Below are 17,215 nucleotides of genomic sequence, written 5' to 3'. Positions count from 1 at the left end.
GTTATTTGTCAACTATCATAGCTTTTAATTCAGCTTCTGCTGCTAATTTTCCATCAACATAGGCTTTTCCTATTAGTGTCATTAAAGAACTTTTCATTCTAACAACTTCTAATTCATAATCTAACCTATCACCTGGACGTACTGGAATTCTAAATTTTGCTTTGTCAATACTCATAAAATAGATTACTTTGTTTTTCATCTCTTCATCTGTTAAATCAGAGCTTTTAAGAGCTAAAACACCACCACATTGAGCCATACCTTCTAAAATTAATACACCTGGATAAATTGGATGACCTGGGAAATGTCCTTGAAAAGCTGGTTCTGAAATAGAAACGTTTTTGAAACCTTTAATAGATTGTTTAAGTTCCATATCAGTAATTCTATCTACAAGTAACATTGGGTATCTATGAGGAAGAATTTCTTGAATTTGCATAATATCTAACATATAATATCCTGATTTTTTTATTGAATGGCAAATATTATATCCAAAAAATAATTAGTTTTGAATTATCTTTGCAACATTTTGCGAACTTCCATTTCTTAGATACTCTCTTAATACTTTAGAATTATCAAAAAATAATTTTTTATTCATATTTTTATAATCATAAAATAGATTTTCAACTGTAACATCATCTTGTAAAAATTCACTATGAAGTGGTTGTTTTCCCATTTTTTCAAAAAAGATATTTGCAAGACCTACGTAATTTAGTTTTACAAACATTTTTCCTATGAAAAAATCAAATTTCTTTGCAATATATGAAAGGGTAAATGGAGTTCCAATAAGCGCTGCTTCAAGGGTTGCTGTTCCTGAACAAATAAAAGCATATTCTGCTTCTTGTAGAGTTTTATGGGTGTTTTTTGAAATAGTGAAATTTGAAATATCTCCATAGATTTTTTTTATATAATCATCATCAAATTTTGCTGGAATTATCAAAATATACTCTTTATTTGGAATTTTCTTGATTAATTCTCTAAAAATTGGCATAAGATTTGTAATTTCAGTTTTTCTACTTCCTGGCATAAAAGCAATTTTATTTGTATTTACTAACTCTTCTTTGAAAACTTGTATTTCATCTAAAAGGGGATGTCCAACATAAGTGATTTTATTTTTATCATTGTAAATTTCACTTTCAAATGGAATGATTGAGCAAAGTTTTGAACAATAAGCTTCAAGTTTTTTAACTCTGCCTTTTTTCCAAGCCCAAGCTTGTGGCAAAATATAATAAATAATCTCTTTGTTTGGATAAGTTTCTCTTAGTTTTTTTGCAAGTGGCAGATTAAATCCTGAACTATCCATCAATAAAACTTTGTCACAATCACGTGCAAGTTCTACTAATTCATCCCTTAATTTGAAAAAAAATCTCAATTTTTTTAAGGCATCAACAATTCCCATAATTGCTAATGCTGTTAAATCATACAAAGGATTTCCAAGTTCTTTATCAAAAACTCCAACAAGTTTTACATCATGCGATAAATATTTTTTTAACTCTTTTAAATGAATATTTGATGATGCTTCCATGGCACAAACTAGTAATTTCATACTAACTCTTCTTTTATATCTTCGTAAGTTTCTGAGTTTATTTCTATCTCATATTTTTCATTTTTGATTTCATCAAGAACTATTAAAGCACTTAAATCATAAGGATTTTTTAGTATTTTATTTCTTGTTTCTAACTCTTTTTCAAAAGTTTGAGGATTGTACATAAGCTCTTTTACACTTGTGTATGAACTGTTTGCAAATGAATTAAAAGTATTAATATCTATGATTTTAACTTCATCTCGATTTAAATAATTTATTCCATCTTTTTCATATTCAATTCGCCCATTTGTGTTATTCCTATTTATTGTTGAATAACAAAAAATATATGATGGAACTATGTTTTTAGCAACTTTTACGCGCGCAGATAGAAGTCTATAATTCAAAAATCTTTGTTTTATGATTTTATACTCTGCACCACTACTTTCAAGCTCATTTCTTTTTTTATAAAGTTCAAGTCTTTCTTCTATTGACTCTGGTAATATTTGATTTGAAAGTGGATTAAACATCTCATCCATAATCTTTTTTTGAGCTTCCCTTTGCGCACTAAGTCCAAATAAACAACCACAATAATTTTGTCTATAAAGTGAATTTTCTTTTACTTTTTGCCCTTGAATTTCAGCACCATTTCCTGCTTTATAATCCCTATAAATAAACTCTAACCCTGTAAGTGATGAAAGATTATTTCCAATCTTTTCAAGTTTTTCTTGGGATTTTTTTGGTGAAATTAAAAGGGTTGTTGTAAATTTATTATGCCCTAACTCAATAGCTTTTTGGACAGTAGTATCAAGTCTATCATCATAACAAACTGTACATCTATCACCTTTTTCAGGTAAATGTTCCATCCCTTTTACTTTTTTTAACCACTCTTCTAGGTTATAAGCACCTTCAATTAATTTTATGCCTAATTTTTGGCATGAATACTCTACATCTAAATATCTAAGTCTATATTCACTATAAGGATGAATATTTGGGTCATAAAAATAACCTACTAATTCTTCACTTGGAAATTCTTCTTTAATTCTTTCTAAAAAATAGTGACTATCAACTGCACAACAAATATGAACTAACAATAAAAAGCCTTTAATTATATAATTTGATATAATTATAGTAAAAGTTTTTAAAACAAAGGATTAGCCATAAAAAATTTATTACTTATAGTTTTCACGATATTCATTTTTACTGGATGTTTTAGTACAAATGAACCACAAATTAGCTCAAATAGTGCAACCATTTTAATCAAAACACCACAAATGAAATTTTACGATAAAGGGTTTATTTATAAGTACAAAGATTACACGCAAGTTCAAATCTTTTCTGCTGGAACGGCTGTTTTGGATATGAAAATATATGAAGACAAGGTTTGTAGAACTACTTTTAAATGTCAAGATTTAGCAACTTTTAACAAAGAGAATTTATCATCAACATATCCAAATAATTTCTTAAAAGAGTTATTTGAGCGAAATCAAAAAGAGGTTATTCATAGAGATAAAGCAAATGATATTTTAATTAAAATAATAAGAGACTAGATACCTAGTCTCTTATTCTATATTTATAAGTCCTAACTCATTTAACATGATAAAAAATATTGAAATTGGTGCAATGAATCTGATTATAAATAGCCAAACTTTATAATAAGCTTCTCCAATATAAGGAACAATTGCATTTCTTGAAACTTCTTTATCAAGAACAAATCCAATAAAAATAGACATTACCATTCCACCTAGAGGTAATAATATAGCAGCACTTATAAAATCAAACCAATCAAAAAGATTTTTACTTCCTATTGTTAAACTTTCTGAAAAGGCAGTTGTATTTGATAATAAAACTACTATTCCAATAAGATAAGCAAAAAATGCTGTTCCATAAGTAGCTTTTTCCCTTCCAATATTTTTTCTTTCAATTAAGTACATAACAGTTGGTTCTAAAACTGAAACAGCAGATGTAATTGCTGCAAAAGCAAGGGCAACAAAAAATAAAAATGATAAAAATATACCAATAGTTCCCATTTCATAAAAAATTGCAGGAAGAGTAATAAATACTAATCCAGCACCTTTACTTGGTTCTTGACCTGCTGTAAATGTAATAGAAAAGATAATTAAACCAGCAACAATAGCAATTAAAGTATCCATTACAACAACCCAAATAGATGCTTTTACAATATTTACATTTTTATCTAATGAAGCAGCATAAGTTAAAATAGTAACCATACCAATTGATAATGTAAAAAAGGCATGACCAACTGCTACAATTATTGAACCTGATTTGAATTTCTCAAAATTTGGATAAAACATAAAATCAACAGCTTTCATAAATCCATCAAGTTGAATAGCATAAATAAGTAAAGCAATTAAAATTAATATAAGTGCGGGCATTAATATATTGTTTAGTCTTTCTATACCTTTTTTTACACCATTTGCGATAGTTAATGCAATAAGTATAAAAGTTAATGTGTAATAAATAAGTTGAGTATAAATATCATTTTTTAAAAAACCTGAAAATAGATTTTCTGAATCTTTAAAACTAGTTGGTAATGCAGTTAACGAAAGAACAATATAGTTAAAAATCCAACCAATAACAACAGAATAAAAAGTTAAAATTAAAAAACCAGTTAAAAATGTAAATCCAGAATACTTCCAATATTTTTTATTTTTTGGAGCAAGTATTTCAAAGGTTGATACACCATCTTTGTGAACTTGGCTACCTAATAAAACTTCTCCAATAAAGATTGACATACCAATTAAAAAAACAGTTGCAAGATAAACTAATACAAAAACTCCACCTCCATTATCCCCTGTAATATATGGAAATTTCCAAATATTTCCAAGTCCAACGGCACTTCCTGCAGCTGCTAAAATAAACCCAACTCTAGTAAAACGATTTTTATGCATTTTTCTCCTTGTTTTTTTAATTTAATTTTTGAGGTTTTCCAAAATAATAACCTTGCGCAAAATCAATACCCATTTCTCTAACTACATCAAAAACACTTTGTGAGTGAACAAACTCTGCAATAGTTTGTATATTCATTTTTTTAGCAAAATCTATAATAGTTTCTGTAACCATTTGAGAATTTATATTTTTATCTATATCTTTTATCATTGAAGCATCAATTTTTATGTAGTCAACTTTTAATTTCATAATATATTCAAAATTTGAGTAACCAGTTCCAAAATCATCAATTGAAATTTTTGCACCTGTTTTTTTTACTTCATTTATAAATTCAATTACTTCTTTATAATTTTCAATTCCATCTGATTCTATAAGTTCAAAAACTATTTTATCTCCTAATTTGTATTCATTTAATTTTTCAATAATTGTAGAATAAACATCTTCATTTAAAACATCATAAACTGATAAATTTATTGATACTTGCGCATCAATATTTTTAAAAATCTCAAAAGTTTTTTCGATAATAATTTTTGTAAGTTTAGGATAAAGTTTATTTTTTTTAGCTAACTCTAAAAAATGTATTGGAGAAAGGTATTCTCCTTTTTCATCAATCATTCTCATTAGTGCTTCATATTTAACAATCTTTGAAGTTTTCGTATCAACAATTGGTTGAAATAAAGGTTCTATTCTATTGTTTTCTATGGCATCTTTTATTCTTTTAGCCCATTTTAAATTTTGTTCATATTCATGTTCTATATTCATAGAAGTTTCATAAATTAGGTATTTTTTTCTTTTTTTCTTCGCTAATTTTAAAGCCATATCTGCATTATTTAGTAGATTTGAAGTTCCATAAGCTACTCCAATTGTTGCATTTACGTAAATTTCATTTTCATTGATAGTAAAAGTATGATTTTCAATGCAATTAGCAAGATGTAAAGCTAATGTTTTAATTTCTTCATAAACTCCTGCTGTTGGTAAATATAAAGCATATTCATCCGCATGAAGTTTAAACAATATGGCATCTTTTGAAACATTTTCTTTTATGATATTTGCAGTATTTTTGATAATATCATTTCCAATTTTATCTCCATATAAATCATTTATATGTTGAAATTTATCAATATTTATAATCATTAAAATAGAATCATCTTCAAAAGATAGGGTTTCAATAAGTTTTTTTCTATTTGGAAGAGTTGTTAGTTCATCATGATAAAATTGATATTCAAGGGAATCTAACATATTGTTAAAAACACTTTGCATTGAATCTATTTCTGTTATTTTATTGTTTGTTCCAACTCTTTTTGTAATATCTTTGTGATTTGAAATATAATTTATGTTTGTAATAAAATTTTTAATGGGTTTTACTAAATGTCTCTCAAATTCTACAAATAAAGCTATAAAAATTACAATAGAAAATAAAATTATAAATAAAATAAAAAAATTAATAATTGATGAAAGAGAAATTTTCAAATCATCTATTGGATACATAATATTTATTACACCTAAAACATTTCCTACTTGGGCTTGTGTATGGCATTTTAAACACTCTTGTTTTGCAATTATTGGATAATAATATTCTATCATGGAATCATCAATAACATTTAAAACATCATTGTTTTTAAAAGCTGATTGCACAAAAAGATCAGTTTTTCTAGTATTTGAATCTTTTAGAATATCACCAAATTGTTTTGCAACTTCTTCTCCTCTATAAACATTAACAGCCATATTTTTGTCAACAGAATTTAGTCTTGCTATGATATTTTCTAAATCATCTCTTGTCCAACCTCTCTCCATTGCTGAATATAAAGATTGAAATATAAGTTCAGTAGTTTTTTTAGCATCAACTTTTGATAATTTTTCAATAGCTTCTTTTTTCATATAATGGGTGTAAACAAAGGCAATAGTAAGTGAAAAAGTAAGAGTTATGAGGATTATTTTTAATATAAGTTTATTGTAGGTTGTTTTCTTCATAAGCACTCATTTTATAAAAATAATCAAATAGATTGAAGGATTATATATAATATTAGCTTTAAAGTAATATTTTAAACCTTTAATTACAAAATAATATAATTAAAGATCTAAAAAAATGAATAAACAATATAGAAAGAGTTAAGGTTTTTCTACAATCTTTTTAGTTTGTTATAACCTATTTTAATTAATTTTAGTAAAGGTTTTCTGTATGAACTAAATACATATTTTTTAATTTCATATGCAATTCTTCCTTTTACAGTTAATAAACCAAAAATATCTCCAGCTGCGTATTTCCCACCAAGAGCAATTAAAATTCCATCTAATTTTGGATTAGATTTAACCATTGATTTTCCTGCAATCATATTTAAAACATTTTTACCAGCATCTGTTCCACTAATTCTTGCAATTGTAACATTAGGAGGCATTATTTCGCCATTTCTGTTTCTGATTTCTGCGATATCTCCAATTGCAAAAATATTTTCATATTTGTCAGTTTGTAGATATTCATTAACTACAATTTGACCTCTTCCATTTTTTTCAACATCATCTAATTCAGATGTTATAGTAGAAGCTTCAACCCCACCTGTAAAGATTACAAAAGAGTGATTTATTTTTGTTCCATTTGAAAAATAACAAAAGCCATCTTCAACTTTTACAAGTTTCGTATTAGTAATAATATTAATACCAAGTGATTTTAGTCTTTCTTGAGAGATGTTTACAAGTTGTCTTGAAAGTCCTGGAAGAATTGCAACAGAACTACTAATAAGAGAAATTTTTAGATTATCACAAGAAAAATTTCCTCTTTCAAAAAATTTATTTGAATAATAAGCCATTTCAGCGGCAATTTCAACTCCTGATAAACCAGCTCCAACTACAACAATTCTTGTATCAGCACACTGTTTAGATTCATTTTTGATTTTTTCAAATAATTGTTGTTCAAAGCTTTGTTTAAATGTAATTGCTCTGTGAAGTTTTTTAATATCATCTGCATTATTAAGACCTGGAATACTTGGTGGGAAAAATGTTCTTGTTCCAGCTGCCATTATTAAGTAGTCAAATTCTACTATTTCTTGTTCTTCTGTGTAAATCTTTTTTGCAGCTTGATCAATTTTTCTAACTTTTAAATTTTTAAATTCTAAATAATTATGATTAAATCCCATACATAAAGTAGTTAAATCAATAGTTACATCTGCAAAGTTAGATTTATTTGCAATTAAATCATAAACTTCAGGTTGAAGATTATGATAGGTATGTTTGTCTATCAATGTAATTTTTATGTTTTTGTTCTTCACCAACTCCCTTAATGCATATATTCCTGCATATCCCCCACCAATTATTACAACTTTCTTCATCATAAGGCTTAATCCTTTTTTACTAATCAAAATATTTATTATTTTATTAATTATATTTGCATATTGCATATATTTAAATTTATTTGCATATTCTATACTAAGCTTTAAAGAATAGATTAAATTTTCTAAAATATTTTATATTTTAATTCTTATGTGTATATAAATGACACTTAATAAATTAACTATAACTAATGTTGGTCTAGATATATTCTAAAGTACTATTTTTGTAGAATACAAATATTAAGATAAATAGGAATAAATATGAAATATGTTGGAGCACATGTAAGTGCTAGCGGTGGAGTTTTTAATGCACCAATAAATGCTATGGCAATTGGAGCAAAAGCTTTTGCACTTTTTACAAAAAATCAAAGACAATGGACTGCAAAACCTTTAGAAACAAAAGATATAGATAGATGGTTTAAAGAACTTGAAAAATCAAAAATTCAAACAAAACATATTTTGCCACACGATAGTTATTTAATAAATTTAGGTCATCCTGAAACTGATGCACGAGCTAAATCATTTGATGGTTTTGTTCATGAAATTCAAAGATGTGAGATTTTAAAACTTGATAGATTAAATTTTCACCCAGGGTCACATTTGCGGAAAATAAGCGAAGAAGAGTGTTTAAATAATATAGCTGAGTCTATGAATAGAGCAATTGATATTACAAAAGATGTAAAACTTGTAATTGAAAATACAGCAGGTCAAGGAAGTAACCTTGGATATAAATTTGAACATTTAGCTTACATAATTGATAAAATTGAAGATAAAAGTAGGGTTGGTGTTTGTATTGATACATGTCATATGTTTACAGCTGGTTATGACATAAGAACAAGAGAAGATTATGATAAAACTTGGAAAGAGTTTGATGAAATTGTTGGTAGAAATTATCTAATGGGAATGCATATTAATGACTCAAAACCAGACTTAGGTAGTAAAGTTGATAGACATGACTCTTTAGGTGTTGGGAAAATTGGTTGGGATGCTTTTAGATTTATTATGAATGATGAAAGAATGGATGATATTCCACTTGTTTTAGAAACTATAAATGAAGAGATTTGGGCGCAAGAAATAGAGACTTTATACAGTTTTGTTAAATAGTGAAGAAAATAGATTTAATCTATTTTCTCTTTACCTCCTAAAGAAGTATATAAACTTACCCTATTTATTAATTCACTTAGTTTTGTATCTACTAAAACCCTTTGTGAATCAAAAAACTTTTTTTGAGAAATTAATACATTTAAATAATTTCCTATCCCATATTTGTAAGAGTTTAATGATACTTCATAACTTTTTTTTGCTGTATTTACTAAATCCTCTTGTGCATTTAATTGTTCACTTATATTTGCTCTTTCAGCTAAAGCATCTGATACATCTTTAAATGCTGTTTGTATGGTTTTCTCATATTGAGCAAGAGCTATTTTTTGTTGTGCATTTGCATAATCTAAATTTGCTATATTTTCTCCACCTTTAAAAATAGGTAAATTTATACTTGGAATAAAAGACCACACAGTTTGTGAATTTCCATTAAATAATGAACTCAAAGAGTTACTAGCTAAACCATAATCAGTTGTTAAAGTAATTGAAGGGAAAAATGCAGCTCGTGCTGCTCCTATATTTGCATTTTTTGCTTTTAAATTATATTCTGCTTGTATAATATCAGGACGTGAAAATAACACTTTTGATGAAATACCAGCTTGTATTAACATTAAATTATTTTCAGTATCTTTAAAATTAGTTGGTAATAAATCTTCAGGAATAGTTGTTGATACTAATAACTCTAAGATATTTTTATTTTTTTCAACAACTGTTTTATAGTTTAATAAATTAACTTCTGCTTCTTTTAAACTCGTTTTTGCACTAAGAACATCATCAATTAAAATAATTCCCATATCAAATTTCTTTTGTGTTAATTCATATGATAATTTTAGATTATTAATACTATCTTCTAATATTTTTAAATGTTCAGTATTTGCACAAAGAGTATTCCAAATATTAATAACTTCTGATATTAGACTAATCTTTGTTGAAGTTGCTGCATATTTTGTAGCTAAATAGTTCTGTAATGCAGAGTCATTTAAACTTCTTGTTTTTCCAAATAAATCAAGTTCATAAGAAGCTCCAAATTTTGTTGAATATGAACGAGTAATTTCTGTATTATTACCATTAACTATATCTTTAGAGTTTGTATTACTTGCTTTTGCATCAATTGATGGAAAATATTTTGCTTTTTCTATTCTATACGTGGCTCTTGCTGATTCTATATTTAAAATTGCTATTTTTAAGTCTCTATTATTTTCAAGTGCTATTTTAATCAACTCTTTTAACTTATCATTTTTTACAAAATTTTCCCAACTTGGTTGTATATATTCTAAATTACTATTTTTGTCTAAACTATTTTTTAGTTCGGTTGGTATTATTGAATCATTATATTCAATTTCTGGCTTTAAACTGCAACCTGAAAAGATAAAAATATTTATTAATATAAATAAAAATTTAAACATTTTTTATACCTTTTTGCTCTTTTTCTCTTACAAGCTTCGCTTGTTCGCTTTGGGGTGTAAATATTTTTTTAATCAAAATAAATAAAAGTGGCACATAAAATATTGCTAAAACAGTTGCTGTTAAAGTTCCTCCAATAATTCCAGTACCTATTGAAATTCTACTATTTGCTCCAGCTCCCGTTGAAATTGCTAAAGGAATAACTCCAGCAATAAAAGCCAATGAAGTCATAATTATTGGTCTAAATCTTAAACTTGCTCCTTGGATTGCTGATTTAACTAATGGCTTTCCATTTTTATGAGCATTTTCAATAAATTCTACAATTAAAATTGCATTTTTAGATACAAGACCAACTGTGGTTAAAAGTGCGACTTGAAAATATACATCATTGTTTAATTCCCTAAAATAAACAGATAAAACTGCACCAATAATTCCTAATGGAACAGCTAATAGTACAGATATTGGAATAGTCCAACTTTCATATAACGCGGCTAAACACAAAAATATCACTATCAAAGATAAGCTATATAAATAAATTGCTTGTCCTCCTGATAATTTTTCTTGATAAGATAATCCACTCCAAGAGTAATTAGTATCTTGATTGTTAGTTTTAGCTAATTTTTCCATTTCTTCCATTGCAGTTCCAGAACTTATCCCATAACCCGCTTGCCCTTGAAATAAATATGAAGCTAACCCATTGTATCTTGTCAGTGATTTTTCAGCTGGTTCCCAAGATATCTTAGTAAACTCCTCAAAAGAGACCATTTTATTTTCTTTATTTCTAACATTCCATAAATACAAATCTTCTGGTTTTGCTCTATATTGTGCATCAGCTTGGATATAAACTCTTTTTACTCTTGATCTATCAATAAAATCATTTACGTAAGTTCCTGCCCAAGCAGAACTTAATGTATTATCAATATCTTCATAAGATAAACCTAAGGAATATATCTTCTTTTTATCATAATTAAGTTTTATTTGAGGTGTTTCTTCTGTTCCTTCTACTCTAGCTCCAACTATTATTTCATTTGAGTTTAATGTTTCTAACAAAGAATCTTTTGCTTTAAGCAGTTCTTCTCTTGACATTTTTGCCCCAGCTTGTAATTGAAACTCAAAACCATCTGAATTTCCAAGACCTGGAATAGAAGACGGATTCATCACATAAACTTCAGCATCCCTGATAAAATATTTTGAACTGCTATCAGAAAAAACTATCATTGCTCTTTGGGCGATTTCATCTGCTTTGTTTTCTTTGCCAGCTCTTTCTTCCCAATTTTTTAACTCAATGAAACCTAAACCACCATTTTGTCCATTTCCAGTGAATGTAAATCCAACAATAGTAAAAATAGAATTAACATTATTTTTCTCTTCTTTTAAAAAATAATCTCTTATTATTTTTTCAACATTTTCAGAACGAGTTGTACTAGCTCCAACTGGAAGAGTAAATTGAATCATCAAATTACCTTGATCTTCTGATGGTACAAATCCTGTTGGTAACTTTAGAAAAAATAAAATTGTTACAGCTATTATTACAACATAGGCAGTTATCCATTTTAGAGGTTTATTTATAAAATTAAAAATACTCATTTTATATTTTCTTGTCAAACTATCAAACTTATTATTGAACCATACAATAGGACCACTTTGTTTTTGACTAGAATTGTGAGGTTTTAAAAATGTTGCACAAATTGCAGGAGATAAAGTGATTGCTACGATAACTGATAATAACATTGAAGATATAATTGTAACAGCGAATTGTTTATATATAATTCCAGTTGAACCACTAAAAAATATCATTGGCAAAAATACAACAGAAAGAACAGTAGCAATACCAATTAAAGCACTTGTTATTTCACTCATAGCGACAATAGTTGCTTCTTTTGCACAAAGATTCTTTTCTTTCATAGTTCTTTCAACATTTTCGACAACAACAATAGCATCATCAACTAATAAACCAATGGATAATACCATAGCAAACATTGTCAAAGAGTTTATAGAAAATCCTAAAAAGTTTAAAATAGCAAATGTTCCAAGCAATACAACAGGCACAGCAATAGCAGGAATTATAGTTGCTCTCCAACTATTTAAAAAAACAAACATTACAATAACTACTAAAAATATTGCCTCAAAAAGTGTTTTTACTACTTCTTTTATAGATTCTTCAATAAAAACAGTTGTATCATACGGGTATGAAATTTTGTAGCCACTTGGTAAAGAATTTTCAAATGTAGATATGTACTCTTTGACTTTTTTAGCTGTTTGTATAGCATTTGTACCCGCTGATAACTTTATACCTATACCACTTGCTTGATAGCCATTTACTTTTGATATAAATGAATAATCTTGACTTCCAATCTCTACCTTTGCAACATCAGATAAAAATACATTAGATCCAGCATTATTACTTTTTATAACAATATTTTCGAACTCTCTTACATTTTCTAATTTTGTTCTTGATACAACATCTGCATTTAACTCTTGATTATTTAAGTATGGTCTTGCTCCAATACTTCCTCCAGATGCTTGGGTGTTTTGTATTGTAACTTCTTTATTTATATCAGATGGCATTAAATTATATGATTTTAATTTTTTAGGATCTAGCCAAATTCTCATCGCATATTCTGCACCAAAAAGTTCAACTCCTCCAACACCATCTACTCTTGCAAGTCCATCTTTTAAATTACTAATCATGTAATCTGAAATATCATTTTCGCTAGATTTTCCTAGTTCATCATGAATAGAAAGTATCATTAGATAATCAGTTTGAGCTTTTACAACACTAACTCCCTCTTTTCTAACATCTTCTGGAAGCCTTGGTAAAATTTGTTGTACTTTATTATTTACTTGAACTTGAGCAATATCAGGATCAATGCCTTTTTCAAATACAACATTTATAGTTGAAGTACTTGAACCACTTGTTGAAGAAAAATATAATAAACCATCTAATCCTCTTAACTCTTGTTCTATAATTTGAGTAATACTATTTTCAATAGCCTTAGCTGTTGCTCCTGAGTAAGTAGCTCTTATTTCAATAGTTGGAGGAGCAATATCAGGATATTGTTCTACTGCTAAATTTTTTATAGAAAGTATTCCTAATAGCATTATAATCAATGATATAACCCAAGCAAAAATAGGGTGATTAATAAAAAAACGAGCTATCATTTCATTTCTTCTTTTAAGTTGTTTTCATATAAATTGTTAACATCTTTTGGAATAACAATACTTTTTTCATTGATTTTACTTAAACCTTCAATTATAATTTTATCTGTTTCTAAAATCCCGTCTGTTACCAGCCAATTATTGTCTATTGCTCTTATTACTGTTATTATTTTTGTTTGAATGGTATTGTCTTTTTGAATAGTTGTAACAATATAATTTGATTTTGCATCTAAAGTAACCGCTTGTTGAGGAACTAAAAAAGCATTAGAATTACCACTTTCAATTATCGTATTTACGAACATATTATCTAATAATTCTCCATCTGGATTTGGAAATTCTGCTCTTAAAGTTACATATCCAGTATCTTCATCAACTGATATTTCTTGAAGTTTAAGTTTTCCAGTATGTTTATATACAGTATCATCAGGTAAAATAATATTTACATCTATATCATTTTCTTTCATACTATCTTTATTTAATTTTTTTAATTTAAATAATTGATTATTAGACTGACTTAAATCTACATAAACTTTAGTTGTATCTCTTATTGTAGTTAATGCATTTGTTTGATTTTGAGAGACTAATGCTCCAACAGTATAATTTGATATTCCAATGAATCCCGGAACTTGTGCTTTTATTTTTGTTCTATCTAAATTGATTTTAGCACTTTTTACTAGAGCTTTATTTTGTTCAACTAAAGCAATTGCTTGTAAATAAGCAGCTTTGGCATCATCAGCATCTTGTTTTGATATGACATCAAACTTTACAGATTCTTCATATCTTTCATTTTTTAGTTTTAGTGTAATTAAGTTTGCTTCTGAACTTTTTAATGTTGCTAAAGCTTCTTCATAAATAGCTTGATATGAATCTGAATCAATTACATATAAAATATCACTTTTTCTTACAAAACTTCCCTCTTTGAAAAGTTGTTCTTTTATGATTCCATCAATTTGAGGTCTAACCTCTGATTTATAAATAGCTTTTATCCTTCCTGATAACTCTTGTTGCAATGGAACTTCTTCTTTTTTTAGTGTTATATATCCAACTTCAATTTCTTGTGTTTCAATCAATAAATTACTATTTCCTTCATCATTGCATCCAAGCAATAAAATAGTAAATAACAATAAAAATATCTTTTTTAAGTAAAAATACATTATTTAACCTTTATAATACATACGTATGTATTGAATGTCTAGAATAGTATTTAAAGTAATATTAAATTTTAATTAAATATTATGCAAATTACATAGGAGTTATAAATTGAATACAAAAAATAAAATAGATAAAAATCATTTGATAAACATTATTGAAGATATTCTTTTGAGTGATGGACTTTCTGGTTTAAGTATTAGAAAAGTTGCCGCAAAAGCAAATATTTCAATAGGTGGGGTTCAGTATATTTTTGGGAATAAAGAAGATATGATAAAGGCTGTTTTAGAAAAGAATGAAGAAGATTATAATAAGCAAATAAAAATTTTATCAAAAGATGATAGTTCAAAATATTCTCAGTTAAAAGCACATATTGAGTATATATCAAATTACAATAATACTGAAGAATTTGATAAAATATCTAAAGTAATTACTACTCTTTTACAAGAAAAGTTTGTTTTAGAAAATTTACAAGATTGGTACTGTAGCTCTTTAAAATCTATTGATACAAATACGGAAGAAGGTAAAAAATTAAGATTAGCTTTTTTATTTTCAGAAGCAATGTTCACTTTAATGACTTTAAAATATATAAACTTATCTGATAAAGAACAAAAAGAGGTTTTTGAGGATTTAAAAACTTTTTTATTATAGAAAGAATTTAATTCTTATTATTACTTTATGTAGAGAAATAATTTTTAAGGGAATGATTAATGTATAGAGTATAAAAAACTCTTTAAGGTAATTCCGTGAAAAACAAAACAAAAGTTCCATTTAATCCTGATGACTTTGATACTTCAATCACAGTTAAAGAGTTAACAAAAAAATTTCCTCATCTTTTGGATTTAGATTATAAAAAAGTGAGTTTGGCAAATGAGATAATTCCTTTGAATTATGAGATTTTTTCAAAGGATTATAAGGATTTCTTTTCAAGTAATATTGAAGATTATTTTGACTTTGAAGTTGACGCTGTAATATAAAAGTAAAATTTTACTTTTATATTATAGATTTTGAATAATTTATAGAATCGTGTAAATTATCAAAAGTTTTTAAAGTCATACCATCAAAATGAAAGTGTGCTTTTTCTAATTTTTTTAGAATTCTTTCACTTAATCCACAAAAAACCAATTTTTTATTTTTACTTTCAAAATTCTCAACAATAGATTCAAGGGTTATTATTCCTGTCATATCAATCATTGGAACATTTTTCATATTTAAAATTACAATATTTGTATTTTCGTTTACATTTAAAAGAGTTTTTAGTGCACTTTGTGCAGCTCCAAAAAACATAGGACCGTTGATATCGTAAATAGAAATATTATCTGGAATATCTGGATGAACAGTATTATTTTTATTGTTTAATAATTCAATAGAATTTAAATCTATAGTTTTTTTGATAAATAAAATTGACGCAAGTCCCATTCCAATAGCAACAGCCACTTGCATATCTATTAAAACAGTTAAAATAAAACAGGTTAAAAGAACTAAAATATCATTTCCTGGGGCTACTTTTACGATATTAATAAAATGTTTAATTTCAGACATATTCCAAGCAACCATTAATAAAAGTGCTGATAATGATGCCATTGGTAAAAATGATAAATAAGTTGCTAAAAATGAAATTGAAACTAAAATAAATAAAGAATGAATAATCGAAGATATTTTTGAAGTTGCACCTGATTTTATATTTACTACTGTTCGAGCGATTGCAGCAGTTGCAGGAATTCCTCCAAAAAATGGAACTATAATATTTGTAATTCCTTGTCCAATTAATTCTTTATTTGGATCGGTTTTCCCTCCTGTCATTCCATCTGCAATGACAGCACATAAAAGTGACTCTAAAGCTCCTAAAATTGCTATTGCAATACTATGTGGAAGAAGTTTATAAAATAAAGCTAAATTTATTTGGTCAATATTTAAATAACTCCAAGGTAATTCAAATTGTAAAGGAATAGGGGGAATTCCTTGTCCTTCTAAGTTTCCAATTTTATAATCAAAGGTTGAATATATTGTTGAAATATTTAGTTGGGGGAAATAGATATTTGCAATATAAACAACAACTGTTACAAATCCAAGAGCAATAAGTGCTGATGGAATTTTGCTTTTTGTTTTTTGCCAAAAAATAAGAATAAATAAAGTTACAACTCCAACTGCTAATTCCGCTGGTCTGAAAGTATGAAAACTATTAAAAATTAGAAATATTTTATCTAAGTAGTGACCTTCAAAATTTTCAATGGTTAATCCAAAAAAATCTTTGATTTGATAAGTGGCAATTACAACGGCAATTCCTGAAGTAAATCCAACAGTTACAGGATATGGAACTATTTCTATTAAAGTTCCCAATTTTAAAAATCCAGCAATTACCAAAATAAAACCAGATAATAAACCACAAATAAGTAATCCAGAAACTCCAAATTCATGAACAATAGGAATAAGAATAACTATAAAAGCAGCCGTTGGACCTGAAATATTTACTTTACTACTTCCAAAAATAGCGGCAAATGTTCCTGCAATAATAGCTGTATAAAGCCCAAGTTGAGGAGGAACTCCTGTAGCAATTGCTAATGCCATAGATAATGGAAGAGCTATTATTCCAACTGTTAAACCAGATAAAATATTGTTTTTCATTTTTTTCTCATTTTAGATTTCCTCTAAG

Annotated in this window: 14 protein-coding genes; 4 read left to right on the top strand and 10 right to left on the bottom strand. The window is 27.0% G+C overall.

The window, feature by feature from the left end; translation table 11 throughout:
• Position 1: 1 nt before the first annotated feature.
• The 3 genes from fabZ to ASUIS_RS12900 are packed head-to-tail and all read right to left on the bottom strand — an operon-like array spanning position 2 to position 2,610.
• On the bottom strand, positions 2–445 hold the full coding sequence (fabZ, locus tag ASUIS_RS12910) for a 3-hydroxyacyl-ACP dehydratase FabZ (protein ID WP_118887489.1): 444 nt from the start codon (positions 443–445) through the stop codon (positions 2–4).
• 51 nt (positions 446–496) lie between these two features.
• Positions 497–1,540, bottom strand: a complete 1,044-nt coding sequence (lpxB, locus tag ASUIS_RS12905) for a lipid-A-disaccharide synthase (protein ID WP_118887488.1) — start codon at positions 1,538–1,540, stop codon at positions 497–499.
• Positions 1,537–2,610 (bottom strand): epoxyqueuosine reductase QueH, encoded by a 1,074-nt coding sequence (locus ASUIS_RS12900; RefSeq protein WP_118887487.1) that lies wholly within the window; start codon positions 2,608–2,610, stop codon positions 1,537–1,539. The genes lpxB and ASUIS_RS12900 overlap by 4 nt, the downstream gene beginning before the upstream one ends.
• Before the next feature lie 180 nt (positions 2,611–2,790).
• On the opposite strand from ASUIS_RS12900, the gene ASUIS_RS12895 reads away from it, so the two are divergent.
• Positions 2,791–3,066, top strand: coding sequence for a hypothetical protein (locus tag ASUIS_RS12895; protein WP_118887486.1), 276 nt, complete (start codon positions 2,791–2,793; stop codon positions 3,064–3,066).
• Positions 3,067–3,078: 12 nt separating this feature from the next.
• Here ASUIS_RS12895 and ASUIS_RS12890 read toward each other — a convergent pair whose 3' ends face one another.
• From ASUIS_RS12890 to ASUIS_RS12880, 3 genes are all read right to left on the bottom strand, one after another.
• Positions 3,079–4,428 carry a sodium-dependent transporter gene (locus ASUIS_RS12890; protein ID WP_118887485.1) on the bottom strand — a complete coding sequence of 450 codons (1,350 nt, stop codon included), beginning with the start codon at positions 4,426–4,428 and terminating at the stop codon, positions 3,079–3,081.
• Positions 4,429–4,444: 16 nt separating this feature from the next.
• On the bottom strand, positions 4,445–6,397 hold the full coding sequence (locus ASUIS_RS12885) for an EAL domain-containing protein (RefSeq protein ID WP_226799927.1): 1,953 nt from the start codon (positions 6,395–6,397) through the stop codon (positions 4,445–4,447).
• A gap of 149 nt (positions 6,398–6,546) precedes the next feature.
• Positions 6,547–7,752, bottom strand: coding sequence for an NAD(P)/FAD-dependent oxidoreductase (locus ASUIS_RS12880; RefSeq protein ID WP_226799925.1), 1,206 nt, complete (start codon positions 7,750–7,752; stop codon positions 6,547–6,549).
• 258 nt (positions 7,753–8,010) lie between these two features.
• Here ASUIS_RS12880 and nfo point away from each other — a divergent pair, with 258 nt between their 5' ends.
• The gene (nfo, locus tag ASUIS_RS12875) at positions 8,011–8,853 is read left to right on the top strand and encodes a deoxyribonuclease IV (RefSeq protein WP_118887483.1); all 843 of its coding nucleotides are present in this window, start codon (positions 8,011–8,013) and stop codon (positions 8,851–8,853) included.
• Positions 8,854–8,867: 14 nt separating this feature from the next.
• Here nfo and ASUIS_RS12870 read toward each other — a convergent pair whose 3' ends face one another.
• From ASUIS_RS12870 to ASUIS_RS12860, 3 genes are read right to left on the bottom strand one after another with little or no spacing between them, the layout of a single operon-like run.
• Positions 8,868–10,256, bottom strand: coding sequence for an efflux transporter outer membrane subunit (locus tag ASUIS_RS12870; RefSeq protein WP_118887482.1), 1,389 nt, complete (start codon positions 10,254–10,256; stop codon positions 8,868–8,870).
• Entirely contained in the window at positions 10,249–13,416 is a 3,168-nt protein-coding gene (locus ASUIS_RS12865; protein WP_118887481.1) for an efflux RND transporter permease subunit, read from the bottom strand. The genes ASUIS_RS12870 and ASUIS_RS12865 overlap by 8 nt, the downstream gene beginning before the upstream one ends.
• A complete protein-coding gene (locus tag ASUIS_RS12860; RefSeq protein ID WP_118887480.1) occupies positions 13,413–14,567 on the bottom strand; it encodes an efflux RND transporter periplasmic adaptor subunit in 1,155 nt (384 codons plus the stop codon). The genes ASUIS_RS12865 and ASUIS_RS12860 overlap by 4 nt, the downstream gene beginning before the upstream one ends.
• Before the next feature lie 106 nt (positions 14,568–14,673).
• Here ASUIS_RS12860 and ASUIS_RS12855 point away from each other — a divergent pair, with 106 nt between their 5' ends.
• Together ASUIS_RS12855 and ASUIS_RS12850 are read left to right on the top strand one after the other, a co-directional pair.
• Positions 14,674–15,213 (top strand): TetR/AcrR family transcriptional regulator, encoded by a 540-nt coding sequence (locus ASUIS_RS12855; RefSeq protein WP_118887479.1) that lies wholly within the window; start codon positions 14,674–14,676, stop codon positions 15,211–15,213.
• A 95-nt stretch (positions 15,214–15,308) separates the two neighbouring features.
• Entirely contained in the window at positions 15,309–15,539 is a 231-nt protein-coding gene (locus ASUIS_RS12850; RefSeq protein ID WP_118887478.1) for a hypothetical protein, read from the top strand.
• Between the two features lie 16 nt (positions 15,540–15,555).
• On the opposite strand, the gene dauA is transcribed toward ASUIS_RS12850, so the two are convergent.
• Complete coding sequence (dauA, locus tag ASUIS_RS12845; protein ID WP_118887477.1) at positions 15,556–17,187, bottom strand: C4-dicarboxylic acid transporter DauA; 1,632 nt, start codon at positions 17,185–17,187, stop codon at positions 15,556–15,558.
• Positions 17,188–17,215 lie beyond the last annotated feature (28 nt).

The organism is Arcobacter suis CECT 7833 (genome assembly GCF_003544815.1).
GTDB lineage: Bacteria > Campylobacterota > Campylobacteria > Campylobacterales > Arcobacteraceae > Aliarcobacter > Aliarcobacter suis.
Note: the sequence above shows the minus strand (reverse complement) of the source record. Positions and strands in the feature narration are given on the sequence as shown.

Excerpts from the sequence above, each read along its gene's own strand:
- ASUIS_RS12880 (WP_226799925.1), bottom strand. The coding sequence starts at position 7,752 with ATGATGAAGAAAGTTGTAATAATTGGTGGGGGATATGCAGGAATATAT.
- ASUIS_RS12885 (WP_226799927.1), bottom strand. The coding sequence starts at position 6,397 with ATGAAGAAAACAACCTACAATAAACTTATATTAAAAATAATCCTCATA.
- nfo (WP_118887483.1), top strand. The coding sequence starts at position 8,011 with ATGAAATATGTTGGAGCACATGTAAGTGCTAGCGGTGGAGTTTTTAAT.
- ASUIS_RS12870 (WP_118887482.1), bottom strand. The coding sequence starts at position 10,256 with ATGTTTAAATTTTTATTTATATTAATAAATATTTTTATCTTTTCAGGT.
- ASUIS_RS12865 (WP_118887481.1), bottom strand. The coding sequence starts at position 13,416 with ATGATAGCTCGTTTTTTTATTAATCACCCTATTTTTGCTTGGGTTATA.
- lpxB (WP_118887488.1), bottom strand. The coding sequence starts at position 1,540 with ATGAAATTACTAGTTTGTGCCATGGAAGCATCATCAAATATTCATTTA.
- ASUIS_RS12895 (WP_118887486.1), top strand. The coding sequence starts at position 2,791 with ATGAAATTTTACGATAAAGGGTTTATTTATAAGTACAAAGATTACACG.
- ASUIS_RS12860 (WP_118887480.1), bottom strand. The coding sequence starts at position 14,567 with ATGTATTTTTACTTAAAAAAGATATTTTTATTGTTATTTACTATTTTA.
- dauA (WP_118887477.1), bottom strand. The coding sequence starts at position 17,187 with ATGAAAAACAATATTTTATCTGGTTTAACAGTTGGAATAATAGCTCTT.
- ASUIS_RS12890 (WP_118887485.1), bottom strand. The coding sequence starts at position 4,428 with ATGCATAAAAATCGTTTTACTAGAGTTGGGTTTATTTTAGCAGCTGCA.
- fabZ (WP_118887489.1), bottom strand. The coding sequence starts at position 445 with ATGTTAGATATTATGCAAATTCAAGAAATTCTTCCTCATAGATACCCA.